15 protein-coding genes and 1 pseudogene are annotated in these 13,121 nt (G+C 40.6%); 6 read left to right on the plus strand and 10 right to left on the minus strand.

Features of this window, described 5'->3' with window-relative positions; translation table 11 throughout:
* Position 1: 1 nt before the first annotated feature.
* Together ACIQXN_RS02870 and ACIQXN_RS02875 are read left to right on the plus strand one after the other, a co-directional pair.
* A pseudogene (locus ACIQXN_RS02870) lies at positions 2-571 on the plus strand (uridine kinase family protein); the annotation flags it as partial.
* A 143-nt stretch (positions 572-714) separates the two neighbouring features.
* Entirely contained in the window at positions 715-1,284 is a 570-nt protein-coding gene (locus ACIQXN_RS02875) for a nucleotidyltransferase domain-containing protein (RefSeq protein WP_402961546.1), read from the plus strand.
* A gap of 102 nt (positions 1,285-1,386) precedes the next feature.
* On the opposite strand, the gene ACIQXN_RS02880 is transcribed toward ACIQXN_RS02875, so the two are convergent.
* The 6 genes from ACIQXN_RS02880 to ACIQXN_RS02905 form a co-directional block, all read right to left on the minus strand.
* Positions 1,387-2,001: an ABC-2 transporter permease gene (locus tag ACIQXN_RS02880; protein ID WP_402961548.1), complete on the minus strand. Its 615-nt coding sequence runs from the start codon at positions 1,999-2,001 to the stop codon at positions 1,387-1,389.
* Between the two features lies 1 nt (position 2,002).
* On the minus strand, positions 2,003-2,863 hold the full coding sequence (locus ACIQXN_RS02885; RefSeq protein ID WP_402961738.1) for an ABC transporter ATP-binding protein: 861 nt from the start codon (positions 2,861-2,863) through the stop codon (positions 2,003-2,005).
* Between the two features lie 2 nt (positions 2,864-2,865).
* A complete protein-coding gene (locus tag ACIQXN_RS02890; RefSeq protein WP_402961550.1) occupies positions 2,866-3,243 on the minus strand; it encodes a GntR family transcriptional regulator in 378 nt (125 codons plus the stop codon).
* Positions 3,244-3,423: 180 nt separating this feature from the next.
* Complete coding sequence (locus ACIQXN_RS02895; RefSeq protein WP_402961552.1) at positions 3,424-3,570, minus strand: hypothetical protein; 147 nt, start codon at positions 3,568-3,570, stop codon at positions 3,424-3,426.
* Between the two features lie 61 nt (positions 3,571-3,631).
* The gene (locus ACIQXN_RS02900; RefSeq protein WP_402961554.1) at positions 3,632-4,264 is read right to left on the minus strand and encodes a nitroreductase family protein; all 633 of its coding nucleotides are present in this window, start codon (positions 4,262-4,264) and stop codon (positions 3,632-3,634) included.
* Between the two features lie 348 nt (positions 4,265-4,612).
* Complete coding sequence (locus tag ACIQXN_RS02905; protein ID WP_402961556.1) at positions 4,613-6,196, minus strand: amidohydrolase; 1,584 nt, start codon at positions 6,194-6,196, stop codon at positions 4,613-4,615.
* A 200-nt stretch (positions 6,197-6,396) separates the two neighbouring features.
* Here ACIQXN_RS02905 and ACIQXN_RS02910 point away from each other — a divergent pair, with 200 nt between their 5' ends.
* Both ACIQXN_RS02910 and ACIQXN_RS02915 read left to right on the plus strand, forming a co-directional pair.
* The gene (locus ACIQXN_RS02910; protein ID WP_402961558.1) at positions 6,397-6,780 is read left to right on the plus strand and encodes an HTH domain-containing protein; all 384 of its coding nucleotides are present in this window, start codon (positions 6,397-6,399) and stop codon (positions 6,778-6,780) included.
* Positions 6,781-6,885: 105 nt separating this feature from the next.
* Positions 6,886-7,734, plus strand: coding sequence for a DUF2785 domain-containing protein (locus tag ACIQXN_RS02915; protein ID WP_402961560.1), 849 nt, complete (start codon positions 6,886-6,888; stop codon positions 7,732-7,734).
* 65 nt (positions 7,735-7,799) lie between these two features.
* Here ACIQXN_RS02915 and ACIQXN_RS02920 read toward each other — a convergent pair whose 3' ends face one another.
* Together ACIQXN_RS02920 and ACIQXN_RS02925 are read right to left on the minus strand one after the other, a co-directional pair.
* Positions 7,800-8,558 carry a uracil-DNA glycosylase family protein gene (locus tag ACIQXN_RS02920; RefSeq protein WP_402961562.1) on the minus strand — a complete coding sequence of 253 codons (759 nt, stop codon included), beginning with the start codon at positions 8,556-8,558 and terminating at the stop codon, positions 7,800-7,802.
* A gap of 64 nt (positions 8,559-8,622) precedes the next feature.
* Positions 8,623-9,366 carry a hypothetical protein gene (locus tag ACIQXN_RS02925; protein WP_402961564.1) on the minus strand — a complete coding sequence of 248 codons (744 nt, stop codon included), beginning with the start codon at positions 9,364-9,366 and terminating at the stop codon, positions 8,623-8,625.
* Positions 9,367-9,558: 192 nt separating this feature from the next.
* Between ACIQXN_RS02925 and ACIQXN_RS02930 the strand changes: the two genes are divergently transcribed.
* The gene (locus ACIQXN_RS02930; protein WP_402961566.1) at positions 9,559-10,077 is read left to right on the plus strand and encodes a YfiT family bacillithiol transferase; all 519 of its coding nucleotides are present in this window, start codon (positions 9,559-9,561) and stop codon (positions 10,075-10,077) included.
* A 43-nt stretch (positions 10,078-10,120) separates the two neighbouring features.
* A complete protein-coding gene (locus ACIQXN_RS02935) occupies positions 10,121-10,309 on the plus strand; it encodes a hypothetical protein (RefSeq protein ID WP_402961568.1) in 189 nt (62 codons plus the stop codon).
* 109 nt (positions 10,310-10,418) lie between these two features.
* Here the strand turns inward: ACIQXN_RS02935 and ACIQXN_RS02940 are convergent, their stop codons facing one another.
* Entirely contained in the window at positions 10,419-11,588 is a 1,170-nt protein-coding gene (locus tag ACIQXN_RS02940; protein WP_402961570.1) for a sugar ABC transporter permease, read from the minus strand.
* The gene (locus tag ACIQXN_RS02945) at positions 11,566-13,104 is read right to left on the minus strand and encodes a xylose ABC transporter ATP-binding protein (RefSeq protein ID WP_402961572.1); all 1,539 of its coding nucleotides are present in this window, start codon (positions 13,102-13,104) and stop codon (positions 11,566-11,568) included. The genes ACIQXN_RS02940 and ACIQXN_RS02945 overlap by 23 nt, the downstream gene beginning before the upstream one ends.
* Between the last annotated feature and the right edge of the window lie 17 nt (positions 13,105-13,121).

A 13,121-nucleotide genomic window follows, 5' to 3' on the forward strand; every position in this document is an offset into this window, starting at 1 on the left:
GATGGATAAGTTATTACAAGAGGTCATAAATTGGGTCAGAACGACAGATGAACGGATTGTAATTGGCATTTCAGGACATGGTGCTGCTGGAAAAACGACGTTTGCCAATAGGCTCGCCATCCTACTAAATCAAAATGAAGTGAATTACATGAATACAGATCCATATCTTATTAGTTCTGAAGTTCGAAAGCATGCAGTTATTGACTATACATATCGAAACGAAAATCATCGTTATAAAATGACGGCCTGCCATCCGGCCGCTCATCATGTGGAATTGTTAGAAAGAGATGTTCGGATGGTTAGAGATGGTTTAGATTTCTATACAATTGATATGCCTTATATGAAAAGTGAAATAATTTCTTCCCAAAACCAAGTCACGATTGTAGAAGGAATGACTGTCGCCTTTATCAATCCAGAGTTATTTGATTTAAAAATTTACTTCTATACAGATGGTCAAACGGAATTAATAAGAAGGTCGGGCCGTGATATTGTTGAAAGAGGGACCAATATTCATGAGTTAAGGCAGTCTCATGATGAACGTCGGATTCAGTACGATGTATTCATGCATCCATAAAGTCAGCATTTTTATATCATGATCCAAACTGTTGATGTAGCAATATCTATAGAAAAAATACATTTGAATTTAAATGTGAATAAGTTATAAGTAGAGAGCTTATTCAGCATAGTAAAAGAATATGGAAGGATAAAAGTTATATGTCATTTGAACAATGTCAAAGAATGACTTCTTTCATGTCAGGATTCAATAAGCCGTGGTTCTTTGCAGGAGGCTGGGCCATTGACCTTTTTATTGGTCGAGAAACAAGACCACATCAAGATATGGAGATTGCCTTATTCCGGAGTGATCAATTAATCTTGAAAGAATATCTTAAAGATTGGGATTTTAAAAAGGTTGTTAAAGGTAGGTTCTATCCTTGGGGAAATGAGTTTTTAGAGTTACCTATCCACGAACTATACGCATTGAATACGACAAATGGAGATGAATTAGAAGTTCTTCTAAATGAAGAAAAGGATGGCGCTTGGACATTCAGAAGGGATCGAACGATTACGCACCCCCTTAAGTCCGTTTGGAGTTATTCTGATACAGGCATTCCTTATCTAAATCCAGAAATTGTCCTTCTATATAAAGTGAAAAACACAAGAGAAAAAGACCATCAAGACTTCATGTCGATAGTAGACCTTTTAGATGATGAGAGGAAACAATGGCTTCGGAATGCAATACAATTACACGAACCAGAACATACATGGCTTCGGTTCTTACTGTAACCTAGGCCAATCCTCAACGATAATGGTCTTATTACGGCCAGATCATTAAGAAACCCAGCTAATAGGAAGGTAGCTGGGTTTTGATATTGACAATATTTTCAGTTAAAAGACCTTCTTATTATAGATGCGGATTGACAGAAGCCATGACCCAGCGTACAAAAGCAAAATGATAATTGTTGCTGATCCGTACAGCTGAAGATCAGGTAATGCAGCTATCCACTGAACCAATTTTGCGAAAGCATCCCGGAAAACATAAAGAATAGTCTTGTAGGTGAACATGAATAGTCCTGTCAAAAATCCGAAAGCAATCAACAGAAATTGTTGCTTGAATTTATAAAAGAATGGAAAGATTACCGCGGTCAAGGTCATCGTCATGCCAAAGGTGAAAAGCACGTCCTTCAATGAAAACGGAACATCCTTTCCATTCACGATTAGGTTACTAATATAGACGACACCGATGATAACGGTCGTATAAAAAAGGGTACCGACATATCTGGAACTGACGATTTCTTTTCTCGTATATGGCAAGGAGTTGAACAAAACATGACTATTTCCTTTTTCCTCATAATAAAAGGCATTCATCATAAGCGATATGCTTAAGAGAAAAATAAGGAACGAAAGCGGCGTTCCCAAAAATAAATATACGAGTACAATAGCAAGATACAAGGGAATCAGTGACTTTTGGACCAATGCGTCCTTTTTAATCAGATTGAACATGTCATTGCCACCCCTGTTTTGTGTAATACATAATATGTTCGAGAGTAGGTTTTTCGATGATGACCGTATCTCCAAATAGGTCTGAAATGCGATTTTTGCAGGCCGCCAATGCCTCGAAGCCGCTGTTCGCCTTGCGAATCCCGATGAATTCCTTCTCTATGTCTCGGTCCAACAGATCGAGCGTTCCTTTCACAAGGGCGTATTCTTCCTCGATTTCATACAGCTCCTTCGTGAAAATCAATTCCCCTCGATGTATGAAGCTAATATAGTCGGCAATTTGGTCGAGATCTGTGGTGATGTGCGTTGAAAAGAATATCGTCTTATTTTCTTCCTGCATGATATCCTGCAATACACCCAGCAATTCCTTGCGGGAAATTGGGTCGAGGCCGGATGTCGGCTCATCCATAATAATCAATTCGGCATGATGGGAAAAAGCGATCGCCAAGGAGGCCTTCATCTTCATCCCTTTCGAAAACGTCTTGACCTTTTTCTTGAGTGGCAGCTCGAAATAGTCCACATATTGTTCAAAGACGGCATCATCCCAGTTATCGTAGGCAGGTTTGATAATGTTTTTCATTTCCTTCAGAGTCAAATGCCCATAAAAGATGTTTTCATCATAAACAAAGCCTATCCGCTGCTTAATCTCTCTTTCATGCTCCTTGTAATTCAGTCCGAATATCGAAATCGTTCCACACTCCTGCTTCAATAAATTCATAATTAGTTTGATCGTGGTCGATTTTCCAGCCCCGTTTCCACCTATGAAACCTGTTATGAATCCCTTCTTGACTGAAAGAGAAAAATCTTTCATTTGAAAATCCTTAAAGTTCTTTTCGATGCTCTGCAACTCTATCACATGTTCCATCATCATTCATCCTCCGTAAATAATAATGTAAGCATTTCCTTCAATTCCTTTAGGCTGAAACCTATTTCTTTCCCATTTTGGACCGCAATCATCAAATGCTCTTCTATGACCGCTATCTTCCTCTCCCTCATCATCTCCTTATTTTGTTCGGATACGAAAGAGCCTTTTCCGACAATCGAATAAATGAACCCGCTCTTTTCCAGTTCTTCATAGGCCCGTTTCGTGGTGATGATGCTGACCTGGAGATCCTTCGCTAGCTGACGCATCGACGGGAGGGAATCCCCTTCCTGCAAGTCCCCGCTTAAGATCAACTTTTTGATTTGATAATAAATTTGTTCATAAATTGGCTCCTTGGAGCCGTTCGAAATCATAATTTTCATGGTTTACCTCTTTACTCATTGTATATATACGTTATATACAATATATACTATATAACATTATTTTACAAGGTAATATTTTCTAAATATTTGAATTTCAAAAAAAGGTTTTCCTAATTTTTATTAAAAAACTCAATCACGTAAAAAGGAGATGCTCCATAACCGAAGCATCTCCCTCTCGTCTCATTTTTCCCTTTCAAATACGACCCTTCCCGCCACGACTGTTTTCAGGGCTTTGGCCGTAAGCAACTCGTCTGTCGTGCCATCGAATAGGTCACAATTTATCCTTTGGTCTGCTACATAGATGAGCGCCACCATTATCGTGCTCAAAAAAGGTAGCTTCTACTGATTCAATCGAATTGCCCCCAAATTTGATGCTGACTTTAGATTTTTAGTAACTATTGAATTGAACGAATTCCCCAACAGGCTTGCGGTAACCACGTGGGCGTTCTTTGTCGACACTTTTACCAATGGCAATCATCATAACTGGTTCTAAATTGGCTGGAATATTAAACTCTTTGCGAAGTGATTCAATATTATGCACGTGCATAGGGCATGTGTCGAAGCCGAAATTTTTGGCACTCAGCATAAATAACATCGCATGTAAACCTGCATTTCTCATAATCTCAACGTCGAAGTTAGCTGGATTTTTTTGCAATTCAGCATTAAAATTTTCGATTGTTTTCATCGTCGTATCATAATCAACCTCATCCATCATTTTTAACATTTTCATTGGACCGTAAATTTTTTCTGCATTTTCTCTATTTGCACCCTCTCGGTCACCCATAACAATAACGACCGCACTCGCAGTATGAATTTTATATTGGTTGAAGTTAAGTTCGCGTACACGTTCTTTCTTGCCTTCATCCATAATGACTAAGTAATTTGTATATTGTAAGTTGAAGGCACTTGGAGCCGTTTTCGTTAAGTCAAAAATATTTTTGAAATCTTCCTCGGTCATGACAAAATCTTTGATGAAATTTACTGCCGAGTGACGTGCTGTAACTAGTTGTTGAAAGTTCATAATATATACCTCATTTAAAATTTATTTTATCTCGAATTTGAGATATTTTAACTTAGTATATACTATTCACCTATAAAATCAACTAGTAATAAAGGCATAAATAGATTTATATTTAAGCGCATTATATAAACCGCATTTAGCTATGTTACGGAGAACCGTATCACAAGTTAAAGGGCGCGATTATTGAATAAGTGCCTCTTTTTCTTCTTCAACTAACGGAGGCGTTAGTTCAATAAGCCAATCAAATCAACACCTGATTTTACCAGATTCTATTACTTTAACATGTAAAAATTGCTCGCAATCTTGTCAAAAGGAGATGCTCGATAACCGAAGCATCTCCCTCTTGTCTCATTCTTCCCTTTCAAATACGACCCTTCCCGCCACGACTGTTTTCAGAGCTTTGGCTGTAAGCATCTCGTCTGTCGTGCCATCGAATAGGTCCCGGTCAAATATCGTGAAGTCTGCGACGTAGCCTAGTTTGATGTAGCCACGCTCATGCTCTTTGTTGATTGCCTGGCTGCTTCCGATCGTGTACAGTTGGATGGCTTCGAAACGGGATAGCTTTTGTTCAGGTATGTAGCCTTCATGCTTGGCGTCTGGCCTTTTCCGTTCGACTGCTGCATAGATGGTTAGAAGTGGATTGATGTCCTCCACTGGTGCATCCGTTCCTGCTGCACACATGATGCCCCGGTCCAGTAGCGTTTTCCATGGAAAGGCTAGGCGTACCCTTTCTTCACCAAGGCGGTCGATGATCCACGGGAAATCGGATGGGACGAATGCCGGCTGGATGTCCACGACAAGCGGTAGCTTCGCCATTCTTTCGACGAGGTCCTCACGCAGTAAAGAGCAGTGGATGAAGCGGTCCCGCTTGCCACTTGGTGCCGGGTATTTTTCAATGACCCGAAGAACTTGTTCCGTCGCTGCGTCTCCAATCATATGGACGGCAACGGCTTCGTTAAACTTGCGTGCCAGTTTCACCAACGCCTCCAGTTCTTCATCAGTCTGGATGAAGAGCCCATTGTTATCCGGTTGGTCGGCATAGGGCTCGGACAAGGCCGCCGTCGAACCGCCAAGGGCCCCGTCGGCGAAGATCTTCATCGCACCCGCTTCTATATAGGGCTCGGCAAACTCTGCTTTGTCTTCGATCATTTTTTCAAACACGACGTTGTGTCGTAATATATTCACGCGGAAATGCTTCTTCTCGCCAACGACGCGGTGAAACGCCGTGAGTGGGTTCCTGAAGTCACCGAAATAGTTCATTTCCTCCGTATGCCCACCCGTCAGGCCATAAGAAAGCATGTTATCCACAGCAAGGTTCAATGTGTTCGTCAGGGTATCAATGTACGCTTCCCCAACTTTAGGCACAGCATCTGTAACGGCGTTTATCGCTTGGTCGTAAAGCAGGCCATTCAACGTACCAGACGCATCTCTCCCGATTGCCCCGCCCGCTGGAGGTTCGCTGTCTGATGTGATACCGCCTGCTGCAAGGGCTGCTGAATTACCCAACACGACGTGATGGCAAACGCGCGTCAACAGGATCGGTTCACTTCGAATGGCATCCAGTTCGGCGATTGTCGGAATGCGCTGGTCTGGGAAATTGTTTTCGTTCCACCCTTCCCCGTATAACCAGCTGTCTGTAGGTGTCGTTTTCGCTGCCTCGCTCACCATGTCCAGCATCTCGGTTGCCGAATGGGCTTTCGTTAAATCGAGGCGAATTAACTTTTCGCCTTGGAACAGCATATGAAGATGGCTGTCAACGAACCCCGGATACATGGTGGACCCTTTCAAATCCACTAATTCGTCTGCCTGGACGCTCAGTTCATCGAATGACCCTGTAGCGAGTATGTTGTCGCCCTCGACAAGGACGGCTTCTACCGTTTCATGTTCTTTCTCCATTGTGTAAATTGTGCCGCCATACCAAAGTTTCTTCATTGGAAAGATCCCTTTCTCTCTGTGTGTTTTCCTATATTCTACAGTTACTTTCGCCACTTTTCTCGTTTTTACCTTTTTTAAAGGGCATTATTTTAGCTTCGAAATCATATAGCGCCGATGGGGGTAACCCTTTATTTTAGGAAATGATTAAAGGTATAATGGATATTATTACCTATTTTTGAAGATTGGAGGATAGTTATTTGAAGTTTATTACATTAGAAGACAACATTAGAAAAATGAAAACAGTATACAAAATGTCAGATGAAGTAATAGATAAGATTTTATATACGAACCACAACTTGTATCACACGCATCCAATAGAAATGAGTACCCTTTTAACAGCGATTGATTATGATGAAGAACAAAGATTGTGCATGATTATAGAAGGATTGCATAGAGACATAGGCTTAAGTTATGAGACGATAGCTGCATATTGTGAAATACCTACGGAAAAATTGGAAGAATTCTTGAGAAATCAAGAATCCTTGCCCGACAAGCAAAAATTTATAATAGCTGTGAGAATAATGTTTCTGCATCATGTTTTAAAGGAAAAATATCAGACTGAGGGCACTGTCGATGAGTAACCATTCTCCATTTATTTACGCATCAAAGCACCAAATCTACCTGTCCACCGGATGATACAAAATAGAACCATCGCAAAAACATTTGATGAGAGAGGAGAAAATACAATGAGTTTACAATCCACTATATTTCCGATGAGTGCAGATACTTTACAAACGGTTTTACAAGAAATGAAAATGGGCATCAGACCTTGGGATGAAGAATCGAAATATATAATAGTCAAATCCATGATCAAACATATTGGTACCACTAATGATGAACTGAGAGACCATTTGATATATGGCACTTTTTATTGGTTAATCGAGAATGATTACCTTGAGCATGCGTTGTTAGTTGACCTCCTAGATACTTGTTTAAACGACTTATTGTTTCTAGGAATCGGTGAAAAAGGAACGGATAGTGTTTTTACTAGAGCTTTTACCACGCTTTTAATGGCTCTTATCTTATACAAGGATAACAAAGATGATTTTTTAACAAAAAGCAAGGTGATGGAAATAAAAGAAAAGTTAATACTTTATATCAATCTTGAACAGGATTTAAGGGGATATGTCTCAGAAAAAGGATGGGCACATAGTGTTGCACATGTAGCTGACACCTTTAATGAACTGATTGAAAGTCCGAAAGTCGATCAAGAGTCTTATCCGGACATTCTCCATGCCCTTTGGTCAAAAGTATTCATTTCTGATAGTGTCTATGTCCACGGTGAAGATGAAAGACTCATAGTCCCTATTAAAGAAATGTTAGAAAGAGGATTGGATCAAAAGGAAATAATCGCTTTGATACAACACATACCTGTCGAATTAAACATTCAAAAAGATCAACTGGATCCAGAAGAGTATTGGTTCTTAGTATTCAACTGCAAGACATTCTTAAAAAGTCTTCATATAAAAATCAATGGAATACCTCAATTTGTATCCCTTCAAAAAAGGATTGAGGCATGCCTCACAGCAATGTAGAGCTATATGTATTCTTGAATGTTTTTTTGCTCTAAGGTCATCATAAGCTAACTTCCCAAAGCGACCTACAGCTTAATTGGATGATGCAAAAAGTAATCACGGATCATTTCTTGCATCTGTTCTTTATTCTCCGCGAATTGTCGGTGCCTGTGTCCATTGCCTCCTGAAGGATGCGGGAACCCTAGTAGCAGATTGTCGGCATCAAGGTAATTCTGTTCCGCCAAGTAGGTGAGGACCTTGGAGACGTTGACGCCCAGTGGAATGATGAGCGGCTGATCCATGTTGCTGATTTCGGTCGCAAACCCTTCCATGATATGTTTCCGTAGGAGATCCGTCTTTAAGATATCCGGCGTCGTCCCGCTATAGTTTTTTCCCTTATAAAACACCGGATAGTTCAGAACGGAGCCGGTATGGACCAAGGAATTGGCGTCGTCGAATAGCTCGATCGTGGAGGACAAACCTAGGTATTCGTGTAAACCTAGCTCGTCTAGCATCTTGACCAGGTTTTTCCGCATCGGCCCTTCAAAGCTGGACCGTTTCTTCACTTCATGCAGAATTTCTTCCTCGTTTAGTCGATCCTTCGTTTCGATGACGGTCGAAAAGGACTTCTTCATTTGATGTAATCCTGGTGTGATCCCGACGATCACGACTTTGGCGCGTTCATTCACATATTCAAAAGGTGCATAATAGATTTCGATTTTTTTCTTATCATCCCGATCAAGCAGGAAGTGCTTGTTTCTGATCATGTCCACAGTATATGAAGCCGGCAAGGCATATAGGAGATCCTTGTATTGCCGGAATTTCGAAAATCGTACGATACCCATGAATGTCATCCCTCCTTCTTGTAGTTGGTTGCCGCTAGAGTATTGATGTTCATGAATTAGGCTATCATCGAATATTTCCATATTCATCGCAACTAAATTCGACAGTGAAGGCTTTCTTTGTCGCTATCCGATTAAGAGTATACACCCCTTCAATAAGAAGGCTATATGTACGGCCATTATCCATCAGTTTGGCCTCAGAAAATGTTTGCTTCCATACTCCATTAGAGGAACTGGCTATGTGTGAAGTAATCTGGTCTACCTTTGAAAATACTTGGCCTTTGCGGTATTCACTGAATTGCGTATCAAATTCACCCGAAACCTCGACTGAAAAGATCTTATCACTAACATAAAGATACGCTGTTTTCTTCTTTTCTCCATTCGAACCTATAACGACTTCAGACATAGGTGAGGATAGATTGCTTAATGCCTCACGTTCACTTGCCAAGAAGGAATCGATATGTTCCTGAATTCTCTGTTCATATTCTTCCGGCTCAGCCCAATCTTCCGGTTCAAACTCCTCAATCGAAGGTACGCCTAGATTAATCCCTATTTTTGTATCGTTCGCCTGATTCACAATTTCCTCATACTGCTTGTGATACTCTTTCTTTTGTTCCTGCGTTAATTGCAGAGGACTTTTTGTTTCAACCACAGCATTAGTAGGCACAGGCACACTTTCTTTAGTTTGTTCATTAGCTAACACTTTAGACACTTCATCACTCTTTGTTTGAGCTCTCGTCTCCTCATTTGCACTACACCCTGCTAACACGACGGTTCCAAGTAAAACGCCTATGTATAAAGCCTGTTTCATATTGCCTCACCCCATATCTTTTGTCTTTAATAGATGCTCCAATTGTAAACTTTTGTAAAAATAATTAGAATAGATAATTTTTATATAATGAAATTCACAAGTCTCTTGCCGTCTGGATAGGAAATAGGCAGGATTTAAAGGATAGGACAAAGAACTTAATCATTACAAAGGTTTTTAAAGGAGGAATTGTAGATGGACGAGAGATATCCCATTGGTCATTTTGAATTGGATGGGGAGATGACTCCTAGTCTGATTGAGAGTTGGATATATGAGATTGAAGCGTTACCTAGATTATTACGGGAAGCTGTTCAAGACTTGGATGATGAACAACTTGATACGGCTTACCGTGTCGGAGGATGGACGGTTCGACAAGTGGTGCACCACATTGCGGATAGCCACATGAATGCCTATATCCGTTTTAGGCTGGCTCTTACGGAACACCAGCCAGTAATCAAGCCATATGAAGAAGCGAAATGGGCTGAACTTCCGGATTACACATTACCAGTTGATATTTCTTTATCGCTGCTAGGGACATTGCACCGACGTTGGAGCACACTTTTACATAGCCTAAGTCCTTCTGATATGAAAAAGACATTTATCCATCCGGATTCGGGCGAAGTTTCAGTCGGTGAAAATATAGGCATCTACGCTTGGCATGGTCGACACCATCTTGCCCATATTACTACTTTACGTGATCGTAAGGACTGGTAAAGGATCATAACCATTTAGCAAGAAACGGCTGGAGGTCATTGACATGATCAAAAGGATACGAGTGATTATTGGATTAATAAGTTGCCTTGTTATATGTATTTGGGGAGGCTATCGTTTGATAACTGGCTATCCCCAATCTAGTTCTTTATTTATTCCTCTATTATTTATCGTTGGTGGCTTTATCGGGTTTATTAGTAACATGATAGAACTAAAAAAAAATAATGTTTCCTGACTAACAGACGCATTCTTTGTTTAAAGCTCGTTAGTGGGAAGTAAAAAAACGCCAAGTGGCGTTTTTTTGTAAAACAGATTTCACCTGTTTCTTCCTATTAAATGGACTATTATTTTTTGTTTGAAATATCCAGCCATACAGCAAATATCAAAATCAACCCTTTAACGATGTATTGCCAAAACGTCTCGATATTCATCATGCTCATTCCATTATCAATGCTGGCCATGATAAGTGCACCAATAATCGCACCCACGATTTTTCCTTTTCCACCCATTAAACTGGTTCCACCGATGACACAGGCGGCGATTACATCTAATTCAAGCATGTTACCTGCACTCACTGTTGCCGCATTTAACCTGCTTGTTAAAAGCACGCCAGCCAACCCCACAAGTGCCCCCATTAAGATAAAGACGTACAAGACATTACGTTTAATGTTAATCCCTGAAAGTGCTGCTGCCTCAACGTTCCCACCGATCGCATATACATATCGTCCAAAAGACGTCTTCAGGGATACGAAAAGAAATAATCCGGCAAATGAAACAGCAATTAACATTGCAATCGGGATTCCTAAATAACGATTCAGCATATATGTAATGAATAGAGTGAAGAAGGAATAGACGGTCATTTTTCCATAGTCAACTAGAGTAGAAGGAACAGATAAGCCCATGCTTTGGCGTTTCGCTCTCGTTCGTGCTGTTAACACAAAAAGGAGGACAATGCCGATTGCCGCAATCAAATACCCCCAAATATATGGTATGTAGCTGTTACCAATGTGTTTAAAGCTATCATTCAACGGGGCAACTGTCTGACCTTCACTAATTCCGATCAGAATTCCACGGAAAATCAACATACCGCCCAGTGTGACAATAAAAGCTGGTACATTACGATAGGCGACCCACCAGCCTTGCCATAAGCCTGCAATGGCCCCAACTACAATGGCAGCAAGGACGACAACACCTGTACTCATCCCAAACCAAACTTGGAGAATGGCTGCGATACCACCCGTTAAACCAACTAGAGATCCAATGGATAAATCAATATGGCCGGAGACGATAACAAGCGTCATGCCAATCGCAAGGACGGCAACAACAGACATCTGCGTGAACAAATTGGATAAATTACGCGAAGATAAAAATTCGCCATTTGTAAAAAAACCGAAAATGACGGCGATTAAAATGAGTGCAATGATTAATGTATACGCTTGAAAATCCAGTTTAAAGCTCAATTTTTTGCTTTCTTTTGGCACTACATTGCTATTAGTCGGCAATGGACTGTTCACTAAACTTCCCTCCCGTGGCACATGCCATGATTTTTTCCTGTGTCGCTTCTTTTCTTGTGAATTCACCACTGATTCTTCCTTCTGTCATGACTAATACTCGATCCGACATCCCAAGAATCTCTGGTAATTCAGATGATATAAGGACAATGCCTACTCCTTGGTCTGCGAGCTCATTAATAATTTTATAGATTTCATATTTGGCGCCTACGTCAATTCCTCTTGTCGGTTCATCTAAAATAAGGATTTTGGGATTATTCAATATCCACTTACTGAGGACAACCTTTTGCTGATTCCCACCGCTCAACTGACCGACCTTAGTTTCAAGGTTAGGGGCCTTTAATTTCATTTTTCTTGTGATTTCATCCGCACGCTTCACCTCAAGAGCATCATCAATGATATTGAATTTCATGACTTTGTTTAATGCAACAAGTGTCGTGTTCTTCGCAATGTCCATCCCTAGGATAAGGCCGTACCTTTTTCGATCTTCCGAAACATAAGCTAAGCCTTCTTTAATGGCATCGGCCGGCTTTTGAATAGTGACTTCTTTTCCATCAATCATCACTTTTCCTTGCTTCTTCTCATTAGTTCCTCCAAAAAGGCCAGTGAATAGCTCGCTTCTTCCGGCACCCATCAATCCAGAAAAGCCAAGAATTTCTCCTTTTTTCAATCGGAATGACACATCTTTGATGACTGCTTTCCCAGTATGCGCTTCAAAGGAAGAATAGTTCTCCACTTCCAAGACTGGTTCTCCTATTGGTCGAGTTTTGTAGGGGAAAAGCTCCGTTAGTTCCCTTCCCACCATTTTGGTTACTATTTTGTCCTCTGACATATCAATAATGGAATCGGTGCTGATTGTTTTGCCATCACGCAAGATTGTTACGGTATCAGCTAGTTTCATGACTTCTCCAAGTTTATGAGAGATATAAATACATGTAACACCCTTCGATTTCAAATCCTTTAATAGCCCTATTAAAATCTCCACATCACTTTCTGTTAAAGCAGCAGTCGGTTCATCTAGAATTAAAATATCCGTTTTATTGGTAAGAGCCTTCGCAATTTCGATTAATTGCTGTTTTCCTACCGTTAACTCCCCAACCTTTGTGTGCGGATCAATCGACAATCCAATGTGGGTAAGCCACTTCTGCGCTTGTGCATCAATCTTGTTCCAATTAATCACTTTTTGTCTCATCAGGTCATGACTAAGAAATAGATTCTCGGCAACCGTCATTTCATTTACAAGGGCAAGTTCTTGGTGAATAATGGATACACCGCTCTCTCTCGACTCCTTTATTGATTTAAAGGATACTTCTTTTCCATTAATCACAATCTGACCACTATACGTACCTGCCGGGTATACACCACTTAAAATTTTCATTAACGTTGATTTCCCAGCTCCGTTTTCACCACACAACGCATGAATTTCACCCTTACGCACGGAAAAAGTCACGTTATCTAACGCCTTTACACCTGGAAATACTTTTGTAATGCCTTCCATTTGAAGCGCGAAAGTACCCATGTCGATTGATAACCTCC

The sequence above is a fragment of the Peribacillus sp. NPDC097295 genome, from assembly GCF_044761665.1.
GTDB lineage: Bacteria > Bacillota > Bacilli > Bacillales > DSM-1321 > Peribacillus.

What these genes read in the sequence shown, in the direction of transcription:
- ACIQXN_RS02875 (WP_402961546.1), top strand. Translation starts at nt 715, where the DNA reads ATGTCATTTGAACAATGTCAAAGAATGACTTCTTTCATGTCAGGATTC.
- ACIQXN_RS02880 (WP_402961548.1), bottom strand. Translation starts at nt 2,001, where the DNA reads ATGTTCAATCTGATTAAAAAGGACGCATTGGTCCAAAAGTCACTGATT.
- ACIQXN_RS02885 (WP_402961738.1), bottom strand. Translation starts at nt 2,863, where the DNA reads ATGGAACATGTGATAGAGTTGCAGAGCATCGAAAAGAACTTTAAGGAT.
- ACIQXN_RS02890 (WP_402961550.1), bottom strand. Translation starts at nt 3,243, where the DNA reads ATGAAAATTATGATTTCGAACGGCTCCAAGGAGCCAATTTATGAACAA.
- ACIQXN_RS02900 (WP_402961554.1), bottom strand. Translation starts at nt 4,264, where the DNA reads ATGAACTTTCAACAACTAGTTACAGCACGTCACTCGGCAGTAAATTTC.
- ACIQXN_RS02905 (WP_402961556.1), bottom strand. Translation starts at nt 6,196, where the DNA reads ATGAAGAAACTTTGGTATGGCGGCACAATTTACACAATGGAGAAAGAA.
- ACIQXN_RS02915 (WP_402961560.1), top strand. Translation starts at nt 6,886, where the DNA reads ATGAGTTTACAATCCACTATATTTCCGATGAGTGCAGATACTTTACAA.
- ACIQXN_RS02920 (WP_402961562.1), bottom strand. Translation starts at nt 8,558, where the DNA reads ATGGGTATCGTACGATTTTCGAAATTCCGGCAATACAAGGATCTCCTA.
- ACIQXN_RS02925 (WP_402961564.1), bottom strand. Translation starts at nt 9,366, where the DNA reads ATGAAACAGGCTTTATACATAGGCGTTTTACTTGGAACCGTCGTGTTA.
- ACIQXN_RS02930 (WP_402961566.1), top strand. Translation starts at nt 9,559, where the DNA reads ATGGACGAGAGATATCCCATTGGTCATTTTGAATTGGATGGGGAGATG.
- ACIQXN_RS02935 (WP_402961568.1), top strand. Translation starts at nt 10,121, where the DNA reads ATGATCAAAAGGATACGAGTGATTATTGGATTAATAAGTTGCCTTGTT.
- ACIQXN_RS02945 (WP_402961572.1), bottom strand. Translation starts at nt 13,104, where the DNA reads ATGGGTACTTTCGCGCTTCAAATGGAAGGCATTACAAAAGTATTTCCA.